This is a genomic window from Microbacterium sp. SSM24, assembly GCF_025989145.1.
In the GTDB taxonomy this organism is placed as follows: domain Bacteria; phylum Actinomycetota; class Actinomycetes; order Actinomycetales; family Microbacteriaceae; genus Microbacterium.
On record NZ_JAPDNQ010000002.1, the window covers coordinates 183116 to 206219 of the forward strand.

Here is a 23104-nt window from a genome sequence, read left to right on the forward strand (position 1 = left end):
CCGATCCGCCCCTGCCACCCTCGAAAGACACAAGTGAGGTCCACCGGATGAAGTCCGCTCTCAGCGTTACGCCGAGCACCCAGGCAGCCGAGAAGGAGCCGGTCGGCGATGTCCTCGCCATCCGCGGCGGTCGTCCGCTGACCGGTCGAGTCGAGGTCAAGGGCGCGAAGAACCTCGTCACGAAGGCGATGGTGGCGGCGCTGCTGGGGGAGACCACGAGCACGCTCCGCGACGTGCCCGACATCAGCGATGTGCAGGTCGTCCGCTCCCTCCTCGAGGTCCACGGCGTCCGCGTCATCGACGGCGACGAAGAGGGCACGATCCTCCTCGACCCGAGTGGTGCCGTCTCGGCCCACTTCGAGGAGATCGACGCCCACGCCGGCGCATCGCGCATCCCGATCCTCTTCTGCGGGCCGCTGCTTCATCTGCTCGGCGAGGCGCTGATCCCCGACCTCGGCGGCTGCCGGATCGGCGACCGTCCGATCAATTTCCACATGGACGCCCTGCGTGCGTTCGGCGCGGTCGTCGACAAGAGCTACGAGGGCATCCGCATCACCGCCCCGAACGGCCTGCACGGCGCGAACATCGAGCTGCCGTACCCGAGTGTCGGAGCGACCGAGCAGGTGCTGCTCACCGCTGTGAAGGCGAAGGGCACCACAGAGCTGCGCAACGCCGCGATCGAGCCCGAGATCATGGACCTCATCGCGGTCCTGCAGAAGATGGGCGCGATCATCTCGTACGAGCCGAATCGCGTCATCCTCATCGAGGGTGTCGACGACCTCCGCGGCTACGACCACCGCGCGATCTTCGACCGGAACGAGGCGGCGTCGTGGGCGTGCGCGGCTCTCGCCACCGACGGCGACATCTTCGTCGGCGGCGCGAAGCAGCAGGAGATGCTGACCTTCCTCAACGTCTTCCGCAAGGCCGGCGGGTGGTTCGACGTGCACGAGGACGGCATCCAGTTCCGTCGCGGCGGCGCGCTCAAGCCGGTGACCGTCGAGACCGATGTGCACCCGGGCTTCATGACCGACTGGCAGCAGCCGCTCATCGTCGCGCTCACCCAGGCAGAAGGTCGCTCGACCGTGCACGAGACCGTCTACGAGAACCGGCTCGGATTCACCAGCGCGCTCAACCAGATGGGCGCCGACATCGTCGTGCACCCGCACGGCATCGATGCATCCGACCGCCGCGTTCCTCGCCGCGCGCTCGAGCAGGCCGCCGTCATCACGGGTCCGACTCCGCTGCACGCGGCCGACGTCGAGGTGCCCGATCTTCGCGGCGGGTACAGCTACGTCATCGCCGCCCTCGCGGCGGAGGGGGAGTCGACCGTGCGGAACGTCGGCATCATCCGGCGCGGCTACGAGAAGTTCCTCACCAAGCTCGACACGCTCGGCGCCGACTTCGACGTCATCGGCTGACCCGTGGCGAACGAACGACTGCGCGCTTCGAAGGAGAAGTCGCGTCCCAGCATCTTCTGGCCGCTGGCCGCGATCGTCGTGCCCCTGGCCAGCCTGCTCTTCAAGCTCGAGATCCGCGACGGTCACAAGCTCCCGCGGGAGGGGGCGTACGTCCTCGCCCCGAACCACGTGAGTGAGATCGATCCCATCGTCGTGGCCCTCGCGGTGTGGCGACTGGGTCGCGCACCGCGTTTCATGGCGAAGGAGAGCCTGTTCCGCGTGCCGGTGCTCGGATGGGTCCTGCGGGTGACCGGGATGGTGCCGGTCTCACGCTCCACCTCCGCGACAGCGGCTCGTGCGACGCTCGAATCCTCCGAGACCCTCGTGCGACACGGCCGGGGCGTCATCGTCTATCCCGAGGGCTCGCTCACTCGCGAGCCCGATCTCTGGCCGATGCGCGGAAAGACCGGGGCGGTCCGGCTCGCGCTGGCGGGCGGCATCCCGCTCATCCCGATGGCGCAGTGGGGCGCTCAGCAGGTGCTCCCGCGGTACGGGAAGCTGAAGCTGTGGCCGCTGCGTCGCCGGGTGACCGTGATCGTCGGCGACCCGGTCGACCTCTCGGGGTTCGCGTCGACAGAGACCCAGCCTGCCGCGCTGATCGCGGCGACCGATATCGTGATGGCGGACGTCTCGGGTCTCCTGTCGGAGCTGCGCGGCGAACCCGCGCCGGCCGAGCGCTGGAACCCGTCAGACCACGGCCAGAAGGAGACCGGTCGCCTTGAGTCGTAGACAGGATGCCGCTCGCCCGCGCGTCGCCGTCATCGGTGCGGGCAGCTGGGGGACCACGTTCGGCAAGATCCTCGCCGACGGCGGCGCCAACGTGACCATGTGGGCGCGACGTGCGGAGCTCGCCAGCGAGATCCACGAGGCCAAGCGCAACAGCGAGTATCTGCCCGGCATCAACCTGCCGCGCAGCATGTCCGCGACGCACCACCTGTCCGAGGCGCTCGACGGAGCCGAGCAGGTGTACCTGTCGATCCCGAGTCAGGCGGTGCGCCAGAACCTCAAGGCGGTGCGCCCGCTCGTCTCCGGCAGCGATGTGCCGATCGTGTCCCTCATGAAGGGCGTGGAGCGTCGTACCGGCCTGCGCATGAGCCAGGTCATCGAGCAGGAGCTCCACTGCGACCCCGACCGGATCGCCGTGGCATCCGGACCCAACCTCGCGCTCGAGATCGCGCGCGAGCAGCCGACGGCGGCCGTCATCTCGTCGACGAGCCAGGAGACCGCGGACGCGGTCGCACGCCGCGCGCGCAACGCCTACTTCCGCACGTTCGTCAACACCGACGTCATCGGGACCGAGTTCGGCGGGGTGCTGAAGAACCTCATCGCCGTCGCCATCGGCATCGTGGACGGGGTGGGCTACGGCGAGAACACGAAGGCGTCCATCATCACGCGCGGCCTCGTGGAGATGACCGACTTCGCGGTCGCCTTCGGCGCACAGCCCGAGACGCTGCAGGGACTGGCGGGGCTCGGCGACCTCATCGCGACGTGCCAGTCGCCCCTCAGCCGCAACAACACGGCCGGGCGCCTGCTCGGCCAGGGCTACCGCTTCGACGACGTCGTCAAGCAGATGAACCAGACGGCGGAGGGGCTGGCCTCGGTCGCCCCTGTGCTCCAGCTCGCTCGCGAGGTCGGCGTGGACATGCCGATCGTCGAGCAGGTGAAGATGGTGCTCGACGGAACCATGAACCCGCGCGACATCGCGCCGCATCTGACGACAGACGATGACACCCCGAAGGGCGAGAGGACGCAGAATGGACAGGCCGGCGGTGGCGGTGCTCTTTGGCGGTCGATCCAGCGAGCACTCGATCAGTTCCGCAACGGCGGGCGGGGTGCTGCGGGCGATCGATCGTGATCGCTATCGGGTGATCCCGGTCGGCATCACCCGTGACGGCGTCTTCGTGCTCGAGGACGACGATCCCGACAAGTTCGCGCTCGATGCCGCGCGTCTCCCGGAAGTGGTGGACAACGGCACGCGCGTGCTCTGGCCCGAGGTCGGCGACCGGGAGCTGCGCGTCCGCCGCGCGGACGGCTCGGTCGAGGAGCTCGGCGCGCTCGATGTCGTGCTGCCGATCCTTCACGGCGTGCACGGCGAGGACGGCACGATCCAGGGATTCTTCGACACGCTCGAGATCCCGTACGCGGGCGGCGGCGTGCTGGATTCCGCGCTGTGCATGGACAAGCACTTCATGAAGATCGTCCTCGAGTCGGCCGGCGTGCCCGTCGCACCGTGGGTGACCGTGACGCGGCGGCGTTGGGAGCGCGATCCCGAGGGCGTGCGAGCGGATGCCGCGGCGCTGGGCGAGCCGACCTTCGTGAAGCCCGCCCGTGCCGGTTCGAGTGTGGGCGTCTCCAAGGTGCACGACGCGTCGGAGTTCGCCGCGGCGCTCGATCTCGCGTTCGCCGAGGACGACAAGGTGCTCATCGAGTCGGCCATCGTGGGCCGCGAGGTCGAGGTCGCGATCCTCGAGGGCCGCAACGGCGGTGCGTCCCGCGCGTCGCTTCCCGGCGAGATCGTCCTGACGACGCGCGAGTTCTACGACTTCGAGGGCAAGTACCTCGGCGGCGACGGCGCGGATGTGGTGTGCCCCGCGGACCTGACGGATGCCGAGATCGCACAGATCCAGGAGCTCGGCGTGCGCGCGTTCGACGCCGTGGACGGCCGTGGCCTGGCACGCGTGGACTTCTTCCTCACGACCGCGGGGCTCTACGTCAACGAGCTCAACACGATGCCGGGGTTCACCCCGATCTCGATGTTCCCGAAGTGCTGGATCGCCTCCGGCCTGTCGTACCCCGACCTGATCGCCGAGCTCATCGACACCGCCCTGGAGCGCGTCTAGCGGATCAGTCCGAGGGCGCGGCGTCCTCGCGGGCGAGGCACGTCGCTCCGTCCGCCGGCAGCCGCGACACGAGCAGCGAGAGCCCATCGAGCACGTCCGCGCTCGAGACCACGTCGTTGTCGAGGTACACCTCGACGGCCGGAACGCGCCCGTAGCTGGTGACCCGGTACTGGGGCGCCTTCGACTCGTCGATGACCCAGTCCACGCCGTTCACCGTCTGGCAGGGGAGGGTGGTCGGCCCGATCGGCTCGACGCCGCACGTGAAGAGCACCGCGGCCGGCTCGCCCCAGGCGCCGGTCGCCTGCGCGTCGGTCCAGCGGCGGCTCTCGCCGGCCAGGTTGCCGGGCAGCAGCGCGGTCACCTCCGCGCAGGCCGGGTCGTTCGCATCGGGCGCCGCGTGCAGAGAGACCGTGCTGGAGCATCCGGTGACGACGATCGCGGCGACGAGGGCGAGTGCCGCGAAGGCGGCGCGGGTCGGGCGGTGCACCCCTCCAGGCTAACCCGCGCGGCGGGACCCCCGATCCGGCGGCGGTAGCGTGGACCCGTGAGCGCGCAGCATCCGGATCCCGCCGTCGCCGACCTCTCCGAGGGGGCGGTCCTGCGGCGGATCCTCGACCAGCTGGAGGCATCCCGCGCCGAGGTGGGTCCGGGCGACGATGCGGCGGTGCTGGCGGCGCCGGACGGGCGTGTGGTCGCGACCGTGGACACGCTCGTGCACGGTCCCGACTTCCGCCTGGCGTGGTCGAGCGCGTTCGATCTCGGCTGGAAGGCCGCGGCCGTGAATCTCGCCGATGTGGCCGCGATGGGAGCGCGCCCGACGGCCCTGCTCGTCGCGCTCGCGATGCCCGACTCGACACGGCTGTCGTTCGTCGAGGCGCTGGCGTCCGGACTGCGCGCCGCCTGCGACGCGCTGGCACCGGGGTGCGCTGTGGAGGGCGGCGACCTCACCGTCTCCGACACGCTCACGATCGCGGTGACGGCGCTGGGCTCGCTCGACGGCCGGCCCGCCGTGCGGCGCTCGGGTGCGCGGCCGGGCGATGTCGTCGCGGTCGCCGGTGACCTGGGCCGCGCGGCACGAGGTCTGAGCCTCCTCTTCTCGAGGTTCACGGATGCTGCGGGAGCCCCGGTTCCCGTCGACGAGGCACTTCTCGACGCCGCCGAACGCGCCGACCTCGCCGTGCAGCTGCGGCCGTCGCCGCCGCTCACGCTCGGACCCGCCGCGGCCGACGCGGGAGCGTCCGCGATGATGGACGTCTCGGACGGTCTCGTGCTCGACGCATCCCGGCTGGCCGCGGCATCCGGGGTCTCGGTCACCATCGACTCGGCGCTCCTCGGGCCGGATCCCGCGTCTGCGCTCACCGGCGGGGAGGATCACGCGCTGCTCGCGACGTTCCCCGCGGAGATCCCGGAGGGATTCCGTGAGATCGGGCGAGTCGTGGAGCAAGGGGAGCACGCCGTGCTCGTCGACGGTCGCCCGCACGATGACCGCGGCGGCTGGGATCCCTACCGCGATTGGGACGCCCGGATCGGCTGACTCAGGCGTCCGCTTCCTCGTCGTCCGCGGCGGTCTCCTCCACCGGTGCAGCGGTCGACCACCACAGCGTCGTGTCGCCGTACCTCTTGGAGCGCTCGGCGACGAGTCCGGCGGGAAGCGTGGGCTCGGGAGAGCGCGATGCCCGCTCGACGACCACGATCGCGCCGGGCTTCAGGGAGGACACCACGAGGTCGAGGGCGGTCGTGAGCTCGGCTTCGGGGAGGTCGTAGGGCGGGTCGATGAAGACCACGTCGAAGGGTCCGCGACGGACCTGGAGGTACACGGTCACCGGTGAGCGGTGCACGGTGATCGAGGCATCCCGGGCGATCGCCTTGCTCACCTTCGCGGCGTTGCGCTGGACGACGGATGCCGCGCGTGGCGCCTTCTCCACGAGATCGGCGCTCACCGCGCCGCGACTCACCGCCTCGAGCGCGAGCGCTCCTGAGCCGGCGTACAGGTCGAGCACCGCGGCGCCTCGGAGGGCGTCGGCGGATTCCAGAGCGCCGAACAGGGACTCGCGCACGCGGTCGCTCGTGGGCCTCGTCCCCGCATCGGGGACCTCGAGGGTGAGCGAACCGGCCCGGCCGGCGATGATGCGGGTCACACGCCCACGATAGCCGGGCGCGTCAGGGAGCGATCGGCGAGGAGTCCTCTTCGCGCAGGCGCGGTTCGGTGCGCAGCTCGGGGCGCAGGCCCGACTTGTCGGCGTAGAAGGCGCGGATGACGTCCATGTCGGCGCGCACGTCGCCGGTCAGTTCGATGGTCGGGCCGAGGCCGGTCGTCATCGTGGTGCGGTCGACGTAGCCGAGTGTGACGCCGAGACCGGCCTCGCGGGCGATGCGGTAGAAGCCGGACTTCCAGTACGCGCCGCTGCCGCGCGTGCCCTCCGGCGTCACGACGAGCCCGAACGACTCGCCCGCGCGCATGCGCTCGACGACGTCGGAGACGACGCGCGAGGGGTCGGACCGGTCGACGGGGATGCCTCCCAGCCGGTGCATGATCGGTCCGCGCCAGCCGCGGAACAGGCTCGACTTCCCGAGCCATCGCACGGGGATCCCGAGTCGCCACGCGATGCCGAGCATGAGGACGAAGTCCCAGTTCGAGGTGTGGGGCACGCCGAGGAGGACGGTGGGGCGGGCCGGCGCCGGCTCGGACGTGAGGGTCCACCGGCTGCAGGCCCAGTAGACGCGCGAGAGGAGTCGCCGGAGCATGCGAGCAACCGTACGCCACGCGCCTGGAGGTGTGCGGGGAGCGAACGACGTCGCCCCGCCTCCCTAGACTCGGACCATGTCGTCGTTCACCCTCGAGTCACGCCTGGACGGCGCGGTCGGCGGCAAGACGGCGGCAGCCCTCGAGCGCGCGTTCGGCATGCGCACGGTCGGCGATCTCCTGTCGCACTACCCGCGGCGGTACGCGAAGCGGGGAGAGCTGACGCCCATCTCGTCCCTGCCCGTCGGCGAGTCGGTGACGATCGTCGCCGAGGTGCGTCGCGCGAGCGAACGCCGCATGCAGAATCGCAAGGGCTCGATCCTCGAGGTCGTGATCAGCGACGGGCAGGGCGACCTCTCGCTGACGTTCTTCAATCAGTCGTGGCGCATCAAGGACCTCGCACCCGGCCGGCGGGGGATCTTCGCCGGCAAGGTGGGGGAGTACCGGGGCTCGAAGCAGCTCGCCCACCCCGACTACGAGCTGTTCGACGACGAGGAGACGGCGCGCCTCACCGCGCAGGCAAACGCGAATCTGCCCATCCCGATCTACCCCGCCACCAGCACCATCGCGAGCTGGCAGTTCAAGAAGATCGTGGATCTGGTGCTCGACGGGCTCGGCGCCGTCCCCGATCCGCTCACCGACGAGCTGCGTGCTCGCGGCGGACTGCTCGACGCCCGCACCGCGATCGAGCGGATCCACCGACCCGACTTCGAGGATCAGATCGAGCCGGCGCGCGAGACGCTGCGCATGCACGAGGCCTTCGTCCTCCAGGTCGCGCTCCTTCAGCAGCGCGCCTTCGTGCGCGCCCTGTCGGCGACGCGCCGCGTCCCCGGGGCACTGCTGGAGCGGTTCGACGTCGGCCTGCCGTTCCCGCGCACTCCTGATCAGGTGAGCGTGGGAGACCAGGTCGAGCGCGATCTGCAGGGCGAGTGGCCGATGAACCGTCTCGTTCAGGGCGAGGTCGGCTCGGGGAAGACGCTGGTCGCCCTTCGCGCGATGCTGCAGGTCGCCGAGAGCGGCGGGCAGTCCGCGCTGATCGCGCCGACGGAGGTGCTCGCCGCTCAGCACGTGCGCTCGATCGCACGGATGCTGGGGCCCCAGCTCGCCCCCGAGCTCATGCCGACGCTGCTGACCGGCCAGCTGACGGCTGCCGAGCGTCGCAAGGCCGCGCTCCGCGTCGCGTCAGGCCAGGCCCGGATCGTCGTGGGGACCCACGCCCTGCTCAGCGAATCCACGACGTTCGCCGACCTCGGCCTCGTCGTGGTCGACGAGCAGCACCGGTTCGGAGTGGAGCAGCGAGAGTCGCTCCGCGCGAAGGGCTCGTCGCCGCACGCCCTGGTGCTCACGGCGACGCCGATTCCGCGCACGGTCGCGATGACGGTGTTCGGCGATCTCGACGTGTCGACGATCCGCACGATGCCCGCGGGTCGCGCCGGCATTCAGACGTTCGTCGCCCCGGTGGCGGAGAAGCCGGCGTGGTTCGGGCGCGTGTGGGACCGCATCGCCGAGGAGGTCGCGCAGGGCCGTCAGGGCTTCGTGGTCTGCGCCGCGATCGACGCCGAGGCGCTCACGAAGGACGACACCGCGGACGAGCCGGCAGGCTCGGACGAAGGGGAGACCGCACGCACGCGGTGGGGCGTGGTGCAGGTCGGCGACCTGCTGTCGCGGCATCCGGCGTTCAGCGATATCAGGGTTGAGATCCTCCACGGCAAGATGCCGTCGGACGAGAAGGATGCCGTCATGCAGGCCTTTGCCCGCGGCGACGTCCAGGTGCTCGTCGCGACCACGGTCGTCGAGGTCGGCGTGGACGTGCCCAACGCCTCGACGATGGTGATCCTCGAGGCCGACCGGTTCGGTGTCTCGCAGCTGCACCAGCTGCGAGGTCGCGTGGGCCGAGGCGGCGTCCCCGGACTCTGCCTCCTCGTCACCGAGGCGTCCGCGGGGTCGCCCGCTCGTCAGCGCGTCGACGCCGTCGCGGCGACGCTCGACGGATTCGAACTGGCCGAGGTCGATCTCGAGCTGCGTGGCGAGGGCGACGTGCTCGGCGATGCCCAGTCAGGCGCCCGCTCGTCGCTTCGGCTCCTGCGGGTGGTGAAGGACGCCGACGTGATCGCCGAGGCACGCATCGCCGCGGAGCACCTGCTCGCCGACGATCCGGCGCTGCTGCGGCATCCGGGCCTCGTCGCTGCACTGGAGCGACGAGTGGGCCTCGAAGAGCGCGCGGCGCTCGCGAAGAACTGACGTCGGAGCCGGTCATCGCCAGCCGGATAGGCTGAGCTCATGAACAGCCGGATCGCCGTCGTCCCCGGGTCGTTCGACCCGCCGACCCTCGGTCATCTCGACGTCATCCGCCGCGCGGCGTCGCTCTACGACCAGTTGCACGTGCTCGTGGTGCACAACCCCGGCAAGGAGGCGATGCTCCCGATCGCACAGCGGCTGACGCTGCTGGAGCAGTCGATCGCGGAGAGCGACATCGACGGCGATGTGGTCGTCGCGTCCTGGAGCATGGGCCTGCTCGTCGACTACGCCGTCGACGTCGATGCCGGCGTTCTCGTGAAGGGCATCCGGTCGCAGGTCGACGTCGCCTACGAGACCCCGATGGCGATCGTCAATCGGCACCTCGCGCATGTCGAGACGGTCTTCCTCCTGCCCGACCCCGCGCACGCGCTCGTCTCGAGCTCGCTGGTGCGTCAGGTGGCCTCGCTGGGCGGAGACGTGTCGCCGTTCGTCCCGGCCGCGGTGGCGCGCTTCCTCGACACCGGGTCGCGCGACATCTGAGCGCTGTCGGGCCGCGCTCAGCCGCGCCCGGCTACGATGAGTGACCGTGGTCAGACAGCATGCGGCGGGTCCCTTCGCGATCCGCGTCCGAGACATCGTGAACCGGCCGGGCGAGATGCGGGAGCTCGACCTCGAGATTCCCGCTCCCGAGAAGTGGGGCGAGGGTCTCGTGTCGATCGAGGCCGGGTCGCCCGTCGCCCTCGACGTCCGTGTCGAGTCGGTGCACGAGGGGATTCTCGTGTCGGGGACAGCCGATGCGGAGTACGTCGGTGTGTGCGGTCGATGCCTCACCGACATCGCCGAGGGGGTCGAAGTCGAGTTTCAGGAGCTTTTCGCGTATCCTGGAGAGGAAGCAACTGACTTCGAGGTTCAAGACGACCACGTGGATCTTGAAACTCTGGTCAGGGATGCGATCGTCCTGTCGCTTCCGTTTCAGCCGGTGTGTCAGCCGGATTGCCCCGGCCTCGATCCGGCTACGGGTGAGCGAATGACCACGAACACCGGCGCAGAGCAGCGCGAGCCCCTCGATCCTCGCTGGGCCGCGCTCCAGGGATACACCACAGACCACGACGACGAAGCACCGCGCCCAGACGTCGAGAACACAGAAGAGAGCTAGCAATGGCAGGCAACCCCCCGAAGCGGAAGGTCTCGCGCTCCAACACGCGCTCGCGTCGCGCGCAGTGGAAGGCCGAGGCCCCCACGCTGGTCAAGACCATCGAGAACGGCAAGGTCGTCTACAGCCGTCCCCACCAGGCGAAGGTCGTCACCGACTCGCAGGGCACGGAGCTGTTCCTCGAATACAAGGGCCGCAAGGTCGCCGACGTCTGATCGCCCCACTGGCGACGTGACCGACGTCATCGCTGAGCGCCTCGCGCTCGCACAACTCACGCAGAAGCTCGGGGTCGACATCGACCCCGAGCTTCTGTCGCTCGCGCTCACGCACCGCTCCTGGGCGTACGAGAACGGCCAGGTTCCGCACAATGAGCGCCTCGAGTTCCTCGGCGACTCCGTGCTCGGACAGGCCGTGACCGTTCGCCTGTTCACGGGGCATCCTGAACTCGAAGAAGGCGCGCTGGCCAAACGCCGCGCTAGCGTGGTGTCGACCGTCGCTCTCGCCGAGATCGCCCGTGGCATCGGGCTCGGCGTCCACCTGCGACTGGGTCGTGGTGAGGATCTCACCGGCGGGCGCGACAAGGACTCGATCCTTGCCGACACGATGGAGGCCGTCATCGGCGCGACCTACCTGTCGGCGGGCCCGGATGCCGCGACCGGCCTGGTCCTGCGGCTCGTCGAACCGCTGCTCGCCGACCCCGAGCGCTACGGCGCCGCGATGGATCCGAAGACGAGCCTGCAGGAGCTCGCCGCGCGAACCGGCGTGCACCCGCCGGCCTACTCGGTCACCTCCACGGGCCCCGATCACGATCGCCGGTTCACCGCCACCGTCGCGGTGGGCGACGTGACGGCGCAGGGCATCGGGTCCAGCAAGAAGGCGGCCGAGATGTCCGCCGCCCTGAGCGCGTGGCAGGAGCTCAGCGGGCGTGCCTGAGCTCCCCGAGGTCGAGGTCGTGAGATCCGGCCTCGCGCCGGCCGTGTCGGGCGCGACCGTCCTCGGTGTCACGGTGCTCGACGAGCGCGCGCTGACGCGGCATCCCGAGGGCGGAGCCCACTTCGAGGCGGCGCTCACGGGCCGCGTGATCCGCTCTGCGGCTCGCCGGGGCAAGTTCCTCTGGCTTCCCCTCGAGGGCGCGTCCCCGCTCGAGCCGACAGAGGCCATCGTCGGACACCTGGGCATGAGCGGACAGCTGCTGCTGCGCGCTCCGGGCGCGGCGCCCGAGCGCCACGAGCGCGTTCGCATCGACCTGTCCCACCCTCGTCACGGTGAGGTGGCGATCGTGTTCGCCGACCAGCGGACGTTCGGATCGCTGGCGATCGACGACCTCGTGCCCACGGTCGACGGTGCGCCCGGCGGATTCGGCAGTGCCGAGGCATCCGTCCCCCGTCAGGTGGCGCACATCGCCCGCGACCCCCTCGACCCGGCATTCTCCGACGCGGCATTCCGGCGAACGCTCGCGACGAAGGCGTCGGGGGTCAAGCGCGTGCTCCTCGACCAGACCGTCGTGAGCGGCGTCGGCAACATCTACGCCGATGAGTCGCTGTGGGCGGCGCGCATCCATCCGGAGACCCCCGCGCGCGACCTGTCCACGCGAGCGGTGAACCGGCTCCTCGCCGAGGTGCGCCATGTCCTCGAGAAGGCCCTCGCCGAGGGGGGAACGAGCTTCGATGCGCAATACGTCAACGTCAACGGCCAGGCCGGCTACTTCGCGCACTCGCTCAACGCGTACGGCCGCACCGGCGAGCCGTGCCCGCGATGCGGCCGGCCGATCGTGCGGGTCTCGTTCACGAACCGGTCCAGCCACTTCTGCCCGCATTGCCAGCGGATGCCGCGCCCCGCGCGCTGATCAGACGTCCAGCACCTTCTTCCAGGCACCCGCGTAGGAGGCGGGCACGAAGCCGATCGTCTCGTTGATGTCGAGCATGTGCCGGTTCTCCTCCGCGTTGAAGGTGGACACCCGGGGCGACTCGGGTACGAGTTCGCGCCAGTGCAGCAGGTTCGCGCACTTCACGATCGTGCCGAGGCGGTGACCGCGGTGCTCCTTCACGACGAGGGTGCCGTACTGCTGCGTCGCGCCGTGCCGGTCCTCGGCGATCACGAGCTCGTTGTACGCGGCGATCTTCCCGGTCGGGATGTGCTCGACCGCGGCGACCGAGACGGTGAGACCCTGGGCCTGCTGGCGGGCGTCCCGCCGGGCGACGCGGTCGGCATCCCAATGCTGCTCGTCGATGACCATGCCGCCGGAGGGCGCATCCGTCGACATGCGCGACAGCACATGCGCGTAGCCGTCGCGGTACTCCGGCGGGGTCGGGGAGCTCCAGGTCACGATCCGGTAGTCGTCGCCGGCCGCGGCGACGGCTTCCGCCAGCATCCGCTCCACGACGTCGAAGCGGCCGGTGAGGTCGAAGACGCTGTTGCGCTCGACCTGCTCCAGTGAAAAGCCGTTGTCGAGCTGGAACACCGTCTGCCGGTCCTCGGCGGGGATCTCGCCCCAGCCCGTCGGCGGCGAAAGGCGTCGACCCGGCGTGCCCGGTCGGTGCAGCGTCCAGGTCTGGATCGTCGCGATGCCGCGCTCGCGCGCCTCGCGCTCGACCTCGGCGAGGAGCAGCTGCTCCGCGCCCTCGCCCCACCTCGGCGGGTCCACCATGAGGTCGAACTCGATCGTCGAGACGTCATCCTCCGTCGAGATCATCATCTTGACGACGCCGAGGATGACGCCGTCGCGCTCCACAGCAAAGCCGAGCTGGGTCCAATCGGTCTGGTCCTGCCAGAACCCGAGCATCTCCCCGGCCTCCTCGCGGAGGTAGTCATGCCCCGCGTCGGCGAGGCACACGGCATTCGCGATCCGCACCATCTCGAGGAACGTGCCCGCGTCGGGAGCGTCCACGGATGCCGGGACGACGACGGGGCGGATGACGAGCGTCGCGCTCTGCGCGATATCGGTCATGACAGCACCTTCTTCCATGCGCCTTCGTACGCGATCGGCTCGAACCCGATCGCCTCATTGATGTCCAGCATCGGACGGTTCTCCTCGGCGTTGTACGTGATGACGCGAGGTGAGTCGGGAGCGACATCGCGCCAGGCGAGGAGCCCGGCGCACTTCACCAGGGTGCCGAGCTTGTGCCCTCGGTGCTCCTTGAGCACCAGCGTGTCCTCCTGATGACTGGCCTCGCTGCGATCCTTGCCGACGACGAGCTCGTTGAACGCGCACAGCTCACCGGTCGCGATGTGCTGCGCCGCGGTCACCTGCATCGTGCGGCCGGCGTACTTCGCGTCGTGCTCGGCGATGCGCGCGGCATCCCACGTCTCCTCGTCGAACTCGAGGGCGGCGGCCGGAGCGTCGGTCGCCATGCGCGACTTCATCCAGGCGTAGCCGTCGGCGTACTCCGGCGGAGTCGGGGCGAACCACTGCACGACCCGGTAGTCGGTCGAGGCCGCCTCGGCTTCAGCCAGCAGACGCTCGACCGTGTCGAACGGCGCGGTCAGATCGAAGGCGCTGTTGCGCTCGACCTGCTCGAGGCTGAACCCGTGGCGGAGGTAGAACCGCGCGGCGTGGTCCTCGGGGATGTCCCCGAAGCCCGTCGGGGGAGATAGCCGGGGACCCGGCGCCGCCGGGTGCTCGGCCCAGGACTGCAGCACGGTGCGGCCGTTGTCGCGCGCAGTGCGCTCGATGAGCTCGTACGCGGCGGAACCGATGCCGCGGCCCCAGGTCTCCTGGAGCAGCTCGATCAGCCAGAACGCGACCTTCGAGTCGTTCTCGAGCGGCAGATCGCAGGCTGCCCTGCCGATCACGGCTCCGTCTTCGACGATGAGCCACATCTCGCGGCGCTCGTACTGATTCGGCGCGAAATGGGGGAGCAGTTCGTCCGCGGCGATGCGGTGGTCGTCGTGGCCGGAGATCTGGCGGTAGATCAGGTTGCGCACGCGCACCATCTCGACGAAGTCGGCGGCGTCGGGCGCGTCGATCGACGCGGGCACTGTGAGCGGGCGGAACTCGATGTCCGTGAGGGTGTTCATGATCGTGGCGTCTTTTCGTGTGTCGTGGAGAATCCGGAAGTGGGGGGTCCGCCGCACGATCTCTCGGGCGGCGGACCCGGTGGCCGTCACGGCCGGGGCGCGAGGAGAGCCTCGCGGAGGTAGCCGTGCTCACGTGCCGTGGTGGCGTCGTGCGCGCGGCGAGTGCGAGCGTGACGCTCGCGATCGTCCGTGAGCCGCGGTGTCCGTGAGCCCCAGATCAGCAGTCGCAGTCCGAGGTGGAGGGCGATGCGGTCGACGAGCGTGGTACGGGTGTCGCGGCTCTGGAGCCGCAGCGTATCGGGGATGCCCGAAGGGCGCTGCGGCGCGAGAAGGGTGGTACTCATGATGGTTCTCTTCCGTGTGGAGTGAGGTGGATGCCCGAACCACGCGCGGTCGGGCGGGGGATGCCGTGCCGCAGCACGACGGGGCGGATGGCAGGATGCGCGCTCAGCACCCGGGAAGGGGGCGGCGCAGGAGGTCATGCCCGCATGCGGGCAGAGTTCTCCCCTGCGGGGTCAGCCGGCGGTGTGGAAGCCGCTGTTCTGGAACGCGCCGAAGGAGTGGGTCCGCAGAGCGCACAGACGAGTCGTCGCAACGCCAGTGGGAGCCGTGACTCCGGTGGTGTTCATGTGCATCATTTCGGACCTCCTTTCTCGACTTCAGACGCGGAGAGTGACACTAGCGCGCTCATGCAGCCCACGTCAAGCTTTCTTGCAGATTCGAGTTCCGACGGGCGTGTCGCGCCGCGCTCGGCGGTGCTCCGCGGCGCGGCGCGCACGCTCCGGTAGCCTGGTGGGCGCCCGCACACGGTCGGGCGTCCCCGGGCGGGGTCGACGTGAGCGCGGAGGCGACGGATGCACCTGAAGAGCGTGACGCTCAAAGGGTTCAAGTCGTTCGCCCAGCCGACGACGTTCGCCCTCGAACCCGGCGTGACGTGCATCGTCGGACCGAACGGCTCCGGTAAATCGAACGTCGTCGACGCCCTCGCCTGGGTGATGGGTGAGCAGGGCGCCAAGACCCTCCGCGGCGGCAAGATGGAGGACGTCATCTTCGCCGGCACCGCGACCCGCGGGCCGCTCGGCCGGGCCGAGGTGCAGCTCACGATCGACAACAGCGACGGCGCCCTGCCGATCGAGTACACCGAAGTCACGATCAGTCGGACGCTGTTCCGCAACGGTGCGAGCGAGTACGCGATCAACGGGGAGGTCTGTCGCCTGCTCGATGTGCAGGAGCTCCTGAGCGACTCGGGACTCGGACGCGAGATGCACGTGATCGTCGGGCAGGGGCGTCTCGACAGCGTTCTCCAGGCGTCGCCGGAGGATCGGCGCGGTTTCATCGAGGAAGCGGCCGGAATCCTCAAGCATCGCCGGCGCAAGGAGAAGACCCTCCGCAAGCTCGACGCGATGGAGGCGAACCTCACGCGTCTGAGCGACCTCGCCGGAGAGCTCCGTCGGCAGCTGAAACCGCTCGGGCGACAGGCCGAGATCGCTCGCGAGGCGGCCACGATCGCCGCGGTGGTCCGCGATGCGAAGGCTCGGCTGTTCGCCGACGAGATCGTCGGACTTCGCACAGAGCTCGCATCCCACGCGCAGAGCGAGCAGGAGCGGCTCTCGGAGCGTCTCGTGCTGCAGGACCAGCTCGAGAGCGCACGCGCCCGCATCGAGCTGCTCGAGGCGGAACAGCGGTCCGAGGCCGTAGACCAGGCGCGCCGTGTCACCTTCGGCTTGGAGCGCGTGCAGGAACGGGTGCGCGGGCTGTACGCCCTCGCCGGACAGCGGCTGGCGCTCCTCGGCGAGGCGGAGGACGACGAGCGCATCGAACTGACCACGGTGTCGCAGGCCATGATCGACGAGGCCCGCACCGAGATCCAGGAGATCGGCGACGGACTCGGCGGGGCGCAGGATGCCGCGGCCGAAGCGTCGCGCGACGTGATGCGCGCGCGCGCCGAGCTCGATGCGCTCGACACCGACATCGCCGCGCAGAGCGCCCTCGTGTCCGAGCACGACATGCGGCTCACCGCCCTGCGCGGGTCCGCGGAGGCCGCGGCATCCGCCCTCGCCGCCGTGCGCGCAGCGGTCGACCGGCAGCAGCGCGCTCTCGATGCCGCGATGGCGCGCCGTGCCGAGGCCGAGGAGACGCTCGCGGGCGTGGACCCCGACCTCGTGCCCGAGGGATCGGCGGCCGAATACGCCACCGCGTACGAACGCGCACAGCGCGACGCCACCGACGCGGAAACGCAGGTCGGCGCGCTGCGGGAGCGTCTGCACGCCGCGGAGCGGGAGGTCGAGGCGCTGACGGCGCAGACGTCCGCGCTCGGCCGCGCACTGGACGGCAAGAACGCGGCGGCGGAGATCGTCGCCCGGGGCGCCGCCGGCGTGCGCGGACTGCTGGGGGACTCCGTCAAGATCACCGCGGGGTACGAGGCGGCGATCGCCGCGGCGCTCGGTCCGCTCGTCGAGGGCGTGCTCGTCGGCAGCCGCGACGACGCCGCGGCGACGGCACGGCTGGTGAGCGACGGCGATCTCGGCACGATCGACATCGCGATCGCCGATACCGGAACCGCGCGGCCTGCGTTTCCGGCCATCGCGGGCGTCGTACCTGCGCGCGAGGTCGTCTCGGCGCCCGAAGGAGTGCTCGGCATCCTGGCCTTCGTGGTCATCGCCGACGACCTCGACGCCGCCCTGGCGGCGGGACCCGCGATCGCGGCGGCCGCCGTCGGCGGACCGGTGACCGTCGTCACACGATCGGGTGAGGTCGTGACCGAGTACACCATCCGTGCCGGGTCGGGACAGGGCCGCTCCCGTCTCGAGCTGGCGGCTGAGCGGGATGCCGCCGCCGACCGGCGCGACGAGATCACGGTGGTCGCCGACTCGCTCCGCGCCGCACTCGCCGACGCGACCGGTGCTCTCGACTCCGCGCGACAGCGGACGAAGTCCGCTCTCACCACGCTCCGCGAGCACGATGCCGCACTCGCCGCGCATACCGAGCAGGTGAACCGCGCGACCGTCCGCCATGAGGCGGCCGTGGCCGAGTGCGACCGGCTCGCCGCCGGCCTGGCGCAGGCGGAGGCTGCCGTCGCGGAGGCCGAATCGTCGGCGCGATCCGCCGATGATCAGCTCACCGCCGCACTGGAGGCTCCGCGACCCATCCTCGACGCGTCCGCCCGCGAGGGCATGCTGGCAGCGCTCGAAGGTGCGCGCGACGCCGAGATGCGTGCCCGTCTGGATGTCGAGACGCTCAAGGAGCGCATCCGCGCCGGGGAGGCGCGCGTGATCGCGCTGGAGCGACAGCGCGAGCGCGAGCGCGAAGCGGCGGCGGAGGCCGCGAGACGGGCGGTCGTGCGTCGCACGCAGCGCGAGATCGCGGCAGGGGTGGCCGCGCAGCTGCCAGCCGTGCTGGACTCGGTCGAACGCTCGCTCGCGCAGGCGCGCCTCGAGCTCGCGCACGCGGAGTCGGAGCGCAGTGCGCTGACGACCGAGCTCGCCGAACTCCGGCGTCAGGAGGCCGCGGCGCGGGAGCGACTCGCGGGGCTCACCGAGAGCGTCCACAGTCTCGAGCTCCAGATCCATGAGAAGCGTCTGCACGTGAGCGGGATCCTCGAGCGTGTGCTGTCCGAACTCGGACTCGAGGAAGACATTCTCGTATCGGAATATGGTCCGGATCAACCGGTTCCCGTCGATCTCATACCGTCGGACTCGCTGGCCGACGCCGACGACGCCGACGACGCCGATGAAGCCGACAACGGCGAGGGTGCCGCATCCGTCCCCTTCGATCGTGCGCAGCAGCGTCGACGCCTGCAGGAGGCCGAGCGAAAGCTCACGCAGCTGGGCCGCGTGAACCCGCTCGCCCTCGAAGAGTTCGCCGCGCTGGAGCAGCGTCACAAGTTCCTCACCGAGCAGCTCGGCGATCTGACACAGACGCGCAAGGACCTCATCACGATCATCGAGGAGCTCGACGAGCGGATGCAGACGATCTTCCTCGCGGCGTTCGAGGACACGAAGATCGCGTTCGGCGAGGTGTTCCCGATCCTCTTCCCCGGCGGCACGGGGAGCATCTCGCTGACGGACCCCGATTCGCCGCTCACCACGGGCATCGAGGTCGCGGTCCGCCCCGTCGGAAAGAAGATCGAGCGGCTCTCGCTGCTCTCGGGCGGAGAGCGGTCTCTCGCGGCCGTGGCGCTGCTGACCGCGATCTTCAAGGCGCGCCCGAGCCCGTTCTACATCCTCGACGAGGTCGAGGCCGCGCTCGACGACGCCAACCTCGGTCGCCTGCTCGGCGTGCTCGAGCAGCTGCGCGAGTCGAGCCAGCTGATCGTGATCACGCATCAGAAGCGCACGATGGAGATCGCCGACGCACTGTACGGCGTCTCGATGCGCCAGGACGGCGTCTCCGCCGTCGTCGGTCAGCGTCTCGCTGAGCGCGCCGCCTCATAGCCCGTTCGGTCGACGGCGATCAGGCGATGCCCGCCCGGACGAGCGCCAGCGCCTCGCCGGCCCGCAGCGCCGTCCCCGAGTCCCACGCCTCCGCGCGGCGATCGGCGTCCAGCGCCGCAGCCACCCGCAGGCCGAGTGCGGCTTCCTCGCGGCGCGCGATGGGCCATGCGAGCAGACCGGCCCGCTCGCGCAGACCCGCGACGGCGCCGAGCGCGACGGCTGCACCGTAGGCGTCGGACTCGGCCACGGCGAGCTCGGCGAACGCGGTGAGCATGAAGCAGGCGGTGATCGTGCCCACCTGGTCGTCATCGATCTCGTGCAGGCATCCGCGCAAGTAGTCCCGCGCCGCGTCGAACGCGCCGGCGCGGACGTCGAGGACGGCCAGCTGGGTGCGGGCGCTGGACGTGAGCCAGCGGTTCCCGAAGAGGGAGCCCAGCCGGTCTGCCTCGAGAAGGAATCGCCGGGCAGACTCGTCCCTTGCGAAGGTCGTCTCGAGCATTCCGACGGTGAGCGCGGCGAACGCCATGAAGGCGTCGTCGTGTTCGCTGAACCCGTCGTACGCGAGGGTCGCGGCATCCAGTGCGCCGTCGAAGTCGTCGAGTATCGGCAGGGTCCAGGAGACGGCCAGCTCGAGGGCGTGACGCAGCGCCGGCTCGTCGACCTGCTCTAGGACGGCCGGGATCTCGCGTGCGGCCGCGACCGCTCGGTCGTCGTCGCCGACGGCGACCGCTGTGACGGCCTGCGTCAGCAGCACCTCGGCCCGCGCTCGGTCGTCCCACGCGCTCGGATCGGCGCGGACGGTCAGATCGTCGACCCACTGCCGGCCCTCGAGGAGCCGGTCGTTCGTCTGCCAGTACAGCCACAGCGAGCGCAGGAGATGGGGCAGGCGGGCGGCGTCGTTGTCGAAGAACCAGGCGATCGCGACCCGAACATTCTCCTCTTCGACGCGGACGCGCTCCGCCCATGGCGTCGTGAGGTCGGCGGGAACGTCGTCGGTGTCGATCACGCCCGCGAAGAACTCGGCGTGCCGGCGACGGATCTCGTCGTACCGCCCTCCCGCGGCGAGCTGCTCGGTGGCGAGCTCGCGAACGATCGTCAGCATGCGGAACCGCGGCTCGTCGGACGAGGCGTCGACTGACACCAGGCTGTGACCGGCGAGGGAGTCCAGACGGTCGAGGGTGTCGAACTCGTCGGCTGCGGCGACCGCAGACGCGGCCGGGATCGACCAGCCGTCCGCGAACACGGAGAGCGTGGCGAGCAGATCGCGCTCCGCCTCGCCGAGCAGGTCCACGCTCCACTCGACGGTCGCGCGCAGCGTGCGCTGCCGCTCGGGGAGGTCAACGGGCCCCGTGCCGAGGCCGTCCAGCACGCTGGCCAGCCGCGCGAGCAGTGCCGGGGGATCGAGGAGCCGCGAGCGAGCGGCAGCCAGCTCGATCGCGAGCGGCACGCCGTCGAGGCGGCGGCAGATCTCGACGATCGCCGAGATGGTGTCGGGCGTCAGCGGCAGGTCGCGCCGGACGGCGCCGGCGCGCTCGAGGAAGAGCTGCACCGAGGGCAGCGCGACGCTGTCGTCGAAGGGGAGGTCCCGCCGCGTGCCGACATCGAGCGCGCCGAGCGAATACTCGTGCTCAGCGCGCAGACGGAGCGCGATCCGGCTGGTGACGAGGATCCGGAGCCCGTCGGTCGCGGTCAGCAGGTCGTCGAGCGCGGGCGCGATCGCGGTCAGCTGCTCGAGATTGTCCAGGATCAGCAGCGCGCGCCCACTCGAGAAGTGGTCCACGAGCGCGTCTCGCGCCGTGCGCGTGCCCTCGATCGTGACCCCGAGCGCAGCGGCCACGCGAGGCAGCACGTCCGCGGCATCCGTGACACTCGCAAGCGGCACGAACGACACACAGACGGCCGCGTCCTGCTCGACCTGCTCGCCGACGGCGATCGCGAGGCGGGTCTTCCCCATGCCGCCCGGCCCCGTGATGTTGACGAGGCGCACGTCGTCGCGGGCGAGCAGCCGTGTGACGGCCTCCACGTCGGCGGTGCGGCCGATGAGCGTCGTCGTGGTGACCGGCAGCGTGCGGCGCGCAGGAGGAGAGGATGCCGCGGCGGGCTCGGGCGGCAAGGGCATCGCCGAGGTCACGAAGCGCTCGCTCAGCAGCAGGGCGAGGTCGTCGCGGACCAGCCGGCCGAGCTCGCGAGTGCTGCGGAACGTCCGATAGGCATCGGTGCCTCGGGCGCGGATCTCATCGATCATCGCCTCCAGTCGCGGCTGGCGGTCGGCCGGCGCCTTCAGGTAGAGGAGTCGAGGTCGGCCGCCAGAGAGCCGGAACTCGTCCTCGAGCCCCGAGATGTCCATGCCGGGTCCGACCCAGCCATAGCTCTGCCAGTACAGCCCGATGAAGACATCCGACTGCGCGAGGTAGGCGCGATACAGCTCCTGCGGCGGGTGGGGCCTCGCGCCGAGCTCGAACATCACCGGTGCGAGGCCCAGCGACCCGATCGCACGGCGCACGGCCGTGCGCTCCTCCGCGAGCTCGGCGAGGGTCGAGCTGACGAACACGCGAAGGCGCTGGTCGGGCGTGCGGATCACGGCCGCAGGGGCATCGGGATCGGGCATGGCATCATCATGCCGCGAACGGGTGGATCACCGCTCGGCCGTAGGCTGGTGACATGGCAGAGAGCTCCTGGTCGCTCGGTCGCGCACTGCGCGGCATGTTCGTCAAGCCCACGATCGACGAGACGACCTGGGAAGACCTCGAGACGGCGCTGCTGACCGCGGACTTCGGGCCGGACATCACCGAGCGCATCGTCGACGAGCTGCGCGAGAAGGTGGAGCGGTTCCGCACCACGGACCCCCGCGATCTGCAGCGGATGCTGAAGGAGACGCTGGAAGAGCACTTCGCCAAGTTCGACACGACCCTCCGCCTCACCGAGCGACCCGCCGTCGTGCTCGTCGTCGGTGTGAACGGCGTGGGCAAGACGACGACGATCGGCAAGTTCGCGAAGTTCCTGCAGCGCTACGGGCGCACCGTGGTCGTCGGCGCCGCCGACACCTTCCGGGCGGCCGCGGTCGATCAGCTGGCGACCTGGGCGGAGCGCGGCGGAGCGCAGATCGTCCGCCCGCAGCAGGAGGGGCAGGACCCGGCATCCGTCGCCTTTCAGACCATCGAGTACGCCAAGAGCACCGGCACCGAGATCGTTCTCGTGGACACCGCCGGCCGTCTGCACACCAAGGGCGGCCTCATGGACGAGCTCACCAAGATCCGTCGTGTGATCGAGAAGCAGGCCCCGATCAGCGAGGTTCTGCTGGTGCTCGATGCGACCACCGGCCAGAACGGCGTCATGCAGGCGCAGGCATTCCTCGAGCACGCGGGCGTCACCGGGCTCGTCCTCACGAAGCTCGACGGGTCGGCCAAGGGCGGGTTCGTGCTGGCCGTGCAGGAGCGCACCGGCATCCCGGTGAAGCTGCTCGGGCAGGGTGAGGGCATCGGTGACCTGACCGGCTTCACGCCGCACGTCTTCGCCGCGTCGCTCGTCGAATGACGGCCGCGCACGTGTCGCGCACGTAACGGATGCCCGCCACGCGGGCCCAGGACTTCCGCCTCGGCGCGCAGGCTGGTTTCATGGGGACATGGCGATCGAGCACGACTACTTCGGACTCCTCGAGTCGGGCCCCGACGGTTCGATCTTCTGGTCCGAGAACGTCGAGCTGGGGGATCAGTCCGTCACGGTCGACCTCACGGCGCCGGATCAGGACGACGTGTCGGAGGCGGCGCTCGACGTCGCCGCCGGACTCATCTCGGCGATCGAGGACATCGACCGCAGCGCGCGCAATGCGATGGTCAACGAGCTCAGCGACCGCACGAGCGAGGTGACCGAGTACATCCTCCAGCAGCAGGACACCCTCGGCGACGAGCTGGAAGAACTCCTCGTCGACATCTCGGGCGACGTCCACATCGACGTCATCCGCTCGCTTCAGCTCATGAGCATGACGATCCTCGCCGACGAGCACGGCGGATCCGACCCCTTCGCGGTGCTCGAATATGCGCTCGACCCCGACGCCACAGACGACGTGCTGCTGGTGAACCTCGACTCCGAGGGCGGCGTGATCACCGTCACCAGCGCGGAGTAGCCGGAGCGGCGCACTCGACAACCGGGCTGTGCGCCCGGCGGTCACACCGCCTGGGCGTGTCTCGGTACACGCCTGCGGCGCACTCGACAACCGGGCTGTT

General features: G+C 70.4%; 21 protein-coding genes. 14 read left to right on the top strand and 7 right to left on the bottom strand.

Annotated features, from left to right (window positions below):
• The first annotated feature begins 47 nt into the window (after positions 1–47).
• Genes murA through OL358_RS12820 form a run of 4 tightly spaced genes read left to right on the top strand, consistent with a single transcriptional unit; the run spans position 48 to position 4297 of the window.
• Positions 48–1418 carry a UDP-N-acetylglucosamine 1-carboxyvinyltransferase gene (gene murA / locus OL358_RS12805; RefSeq protein ID WP_264710455.1) on the top strand — a complete coding sequence of 457 codons (1371 nt, stop codon included), beginning with the start codon at positions 48–50 and terminating at the stop codon, positions 1416–1418.
• Between the two features lie 3 nt (positions 1419–1421).
• A complete protein-coding gene (locus OL358_RS12810; RefSeq protein ID WP_264710456.1) occupies positions 1422–2186 on the top strand; it encodes a lysophospholipid acyltransferase family protein in 765 nt (254 codons plus the stop codon).
• Complete coding sequence (locus OL358_RS12815) at positions 2176–3312, top strand: NAD(P)H-dependent glycerol-3-phosphate dehydrogenase (RefSeq protein ID WP_264710457.1); 1137 nt, start codon at positions 2176–2178, stop codon at positions 3310–3312. Before OL358_RS12810 ends, OL358_RS12815 begins: the two co-directional genes overlap by 11 nt.
• Entirely contained in the window at positions 3212–4297 is a 1086-nt protein-coding gene (locus OL358_RS12820) for a D-alanine--D-alanine ligase family protein (RefSeq protein ID WP_264710458.1), read from the top strand. The genes OL358_RS12815 and OL358_RS12820 overlap by 101 nt, the downstream gene beginning before the upstream one ends.
• 4 nt (positions 4298–4301) lie before the next feature.
• On the opposite strand, the gene OL358_RS12825 is transcribed toward OL358_RS12820, so the two are convergent.
• On the bottom strand, positions 4302–4784 hold the full coding sequence (locus OL358_RS12825) for a DUF3515 domain-containing protein (RefSeq protein ID WP_264710459.1): 483 nt from the start codon (positions 4782–4784) through the stop codon (positions 4302–4304).
• Between the two features lie 57 nt (positions 4785–4841).
• On the opposite strand from OL358_RS12825, the gene thiL reads away from it, so the two are divergent.
• Positions 4842–5831 carry a thiamine-phosphate kinase gene (gene thiL / locus OL358_RS12830; RefSeq protein ID WP_264710460.1) on the top strand — a complete coding sequence of 330 codons (990 nt, stop codon included), beginning with the start codon at positions 4842–4844 and terminating at the stop codon, positions 5829–5831.
• A 1-nt stretch (position 5832) separates the two neighbouring features.
• Here thiL and rsmD read toward each other — a convergent pair whose 3' ends face one another.
• Together rsmD and OL358_RS12840 are read right to left on the bottom strand one after the other, a co-directional pair.
• Positions 5833–6435 carry a 16S rRNA (guanine(966)-N(2))-methyltransferase RsmD gene (gene rsmD, locus OL358_RS12835; RefSeq protein WP_264710461.1) on the bottom strand — a complete coding sequence of 201 codons (603 nt, stop codon included), beginning with the start codon at positions 6433–6435 and terminating at the stop codon, positions 5833–5835.
• A 22-nt stretch (positions 6436–6457) separates the two neighbouring features.
• Positions 6458–7042 carry a 1-acyl-sn-glycerol-3-phosphate acyltransferase gene (locus OL358_RS12840; protein ID WP_264710462.1) on the bottom strand — a complete coding sequence of 195 codons (585 nt, stop codon included), beginning with the start codon at positions 7040–7042 and terminating at the stop codon, positions 6458–6460.
• 76 nt (positions 7043–7118) lie between these two features.
• Here OL358_RS12840 and OL358_RS12845 point away from each other — a divergent pair, with 76 nt between their 5' ends.
• The 6 genes from OL358_RS12845 to mutM all read left to right on the top strand — a co-directional run bounded on the left by OL358_RS12845 (position 7119) and on the right by mutM (position 12277).
• Positions 7119–9281 carry an ATP-dependent DNA helicase RecG gene (locus OL358_RS12845; protein WP_264710463.1) on the top strand — a complete coding sequence of 721 codons (2163 nt, stop codon included), beginning with the start codon at positions 7119–7121 and terminating at the stop codon, positions 9279–9281.
• 39 nt (positions 9282–9320) lie between these two features.
• Complete coding sequence (gene coaD / locus OL358_RS12850; RefSeq protein WP_264710464.1) at positions 9321–9818, top strand: pantetheine-phosphate adenylyltransferase; 498 nt, start codon at positions 9321–9323, stop codon at positions 9816–9818.
• A gap of 115 nt (positions 9819–9933) precedes the next feature.
• Complete coding sequence (locus tag OL358_RS12855) at positions 9934–10434, top strand: YceD family protein (RefSeq protein WP_264711014.1); 501 nt, start codon at positions 9934–9936, stop codon at positions 10432–10434.
• Positions 10435–10436: 2 nt separating this feature from the next.
• Positions 10437–10646, top strand: coding sequence for a 50S ribosomal protein L32 (gene rpmF / locus OL358_RS12860; protein WP_019179169.1), 210 nt, complete (start codon positions 10437–10439; stop codon positions 10644–10646).
• A gap of 16 nt (positions 10647–10662) precedes the next feature.
• Positions 10663–11364: a ribonuclease III gene (gene rnc / locus OL358_RS12865; protein WP_264710469.1), complete on the top strand. Its 702-nt coding sequence runs from the start codon at positions 10663–10665 to the stop codon at positions 11362–11364.
• Positions 11357–12277: a bifunctional DNA-formamidopyrimidine glycosylase/DNA-(apurinic or apyrimidinic site) lyase gene (gene mutM / locus OL358_RS12870; RefSeq protein ID WP_264710470.1), complete on the top strand. Its 921-nt coding sequence runs from the start codon at positions 11357–11359 to the stop codon at positions 12275–12277. The genes rnc and mutM overlap by 8 nt, the downstream gene beginning before the upstream one ends.
• Here the strand turns inward: mutM and OL358_RS12875 are convergent, their stop codons facing one another.
• From OL358_RS12875 to OL358_RS12885, 3 genes are all read right to left on the bottom strand, one after another.
• Positions 12278–13378 carry a GNAT family N-acetyltransferase gene (locus OL358_RS12875; protein WP_264710471.1) on the bottom strand — a complete coding sequence of 367 codons (1101 nt, stop codon included), beginning with the start codon at positions 13376–13378 and terminating at the stop codon, positions 12278–12280.
• The gene (locus OL358_RS12880; protein WP_264710472.1) at positions 13375–14448 is read right to left on the bottom strand and encodes a GNAT family N-acetyltransferase; all 1074 of its coding nucleotides are present in this window, start codon (positions 14446–14448) and stop codon (positions 13375–13377) included. The genes OL358_RS12875 and OL358_RS12880 overlap by 4 nt, the downstream gene beginning before the upstream one ends.
• A gap of 86 nt (positions 14449–14534) precedes the next feature.
• Positions 14535–14792, bottom strand: coding sequence for a hypothetical protein (locus OL358_RS12885; RefSeq protein ID WP_264710473.1), 258 nt, complete (start codon positions 14790–14792; stop codon positions 14535–14537).
• Between the two features lie 510 nt (positions 14793–15302).
• On the opposite strand from OL358_RS12885, the gene smc reads away from it, so the two are divergent.
• A complete protein-coding gene (gene smc, locus OL358_RS12890; protein WP_264710474.1) occupies positions 15303–18881 on the top strand; it encodes a chromosome segregation protein SMC in 3579 nt (1192 codons plus the stop codon).
• 19 nt (positions 18882–18900) lie between these two features.
• Here smc and OL358_RS12895 read toward each other — a convergent pair whose 3' ends face one another.
• The gene (locus tag OL358_RS12895) at positions 18901–21489 is read right to left on the bottom strand and encodes an ATP-binding protein (RefSeq protein ID WP_264710475.1); all 2589 of its coding nucleotides are present in this window, start codon (positions 21487–21489) and stop codon (positions 18901–18903) included.
• 53 nt (positions 21490–21542) lie between these two features.
• Here OL358_RS12895 and ftsY point away from each other — a divergent pair, with 53 nt between their 5' ends.
• Both ftsY and OL358_RS12905 read left to right on the top strand, forming a co-directional pair.
• Positions 21543–22415 carry a signal recognition particle-docking protein FtsY gene (gene ftsY, locus OL358_RS12900; protein WP_264710476.1) on the top strand — a complete coding sequence of 291 codons (873 nt, stop codon included), beginning with the start codon at positions 21543–21545 and terminating at the stop codon, positions 22413–22415.
• 88 nt (positions 22416–22503) lie between these two features.
• On the top strand, positions 22504–23004 hold the full coding sequence (locus OL358_RS12905; protein ID WP_264710477.1) for a DUF2004 domain-containing protein: 501 nt from the start codon (positions 22504–22506) through the stop codon (positions 23002–23004).
• The last annotated feature ends 100 nt before the right edge of the window (positions 23005–23104 follow it).

What these genes read in the sequence shown, in the direction of transcription:
- OL358_RS12905 (WP_264710477.1), top strand. Translation starts at nt 22,504, where the DNA reads ATGGCGATCGAGCACGACTACTTCGGACTCCTCGAGTCGGGCCCCGAC.
- smc (WP_264710474.1), top strand. Translation starts at nt 15,303, where the DNA reads ATGCACCTGAAGAGCGTGACGCTCAAAGGGTTCAAGTCGTTCGCCCAG.
- OL358_RS12845 (WP_264710463.1), top strand. Translation starts at nt 7,119, where the DNA reads ATGTCGTCGTTCACCCTCGAGTCACGCCTGGACGGCGCGGTCGGCGGC.
- coaD (WP_264710464.1), top strand. Translation starts at nt 9,321, where the DNA reads ATGAACAGCCGGATCGCCGTCGTCCCCGGGTCGTTCGACCCGCCGACC.
- OL358_RS12895 (WP_264710475.1), bottom strand. Translation starts at nt 21,489, where the DNA reads ATGCCCGATCCCGATGCCCCTGCGGCCGTGATCCGCACGCCCGACCAG.
- OL358_RS12880 (WP_264710472.1), bottom strand. Translation starts at nt 14,448, where the DNA reads ATGAACACCCTCACGGACATCGAGTTCCGCCCGCTCACAGTGCCCGCG.
- ftsY (WP_264710476.1), top strand. Translation starts at nt 21,543, where the DNA reads ATGGCAGAGAGCTCCTGGTCGCTCGGTCGCGCACTGCGCGGCATGTTC.
- murA (WP_264710455.1), top strand. Translation starts at nt 48, where the DNA reads ATGAAGTCCGCTCTCAGCGTTACGCCGAGCACCCAGGCAGCCGAGAAG.
- rpmF (WP_019179169.1), top strand. Translation starts at nt 10,437, where the DNA reads ATGGCAGGCAACCCCCCGAAGCGGAAGGTCTCGCGCTCCAACACGCGC.
- OL358_RS12875 (WP_264710471.1), bottom strand. Translation starts at nt 13,378, where the DNA reads ATGACCGATATCGCGCAGAGCGCGACGCTCGTCATCCGCCCCGTCGTC.
- OL358_RS12840 (WP_264710462.1), bottom strand. Translation starts at nt 7,042, where the DNA reads ATGCTCCGGCGACTCCTCTCGCGCGTCTACTGGGCCTGCAGCCGGTGG.
- OL358_RS12885 (WP_264710473.1), bottom strand. Translation starts at nt 14,792, where the DNA reads ATGAGTACCACCCTTCTCGCGCCGCAGCGCCCTTCGGGCATCCCCGAT.
- OL358_RS12855 (WP_264711014.1), top strand. Translation starts at nt 9,934, where the DNA reads ATGCGGGAGCTCGACCTCGAGATTCCCGCTCCCGAGAAGTGGGGCGAG.
- OL358_RS12820 (WP_264710458.1), top strand. Translation starts at nt 3,212, where the DNA reads ATGGACAGGCCGGCGGTGGCGGTGCTCTTTGGCGGTCGATCCAGCGAG.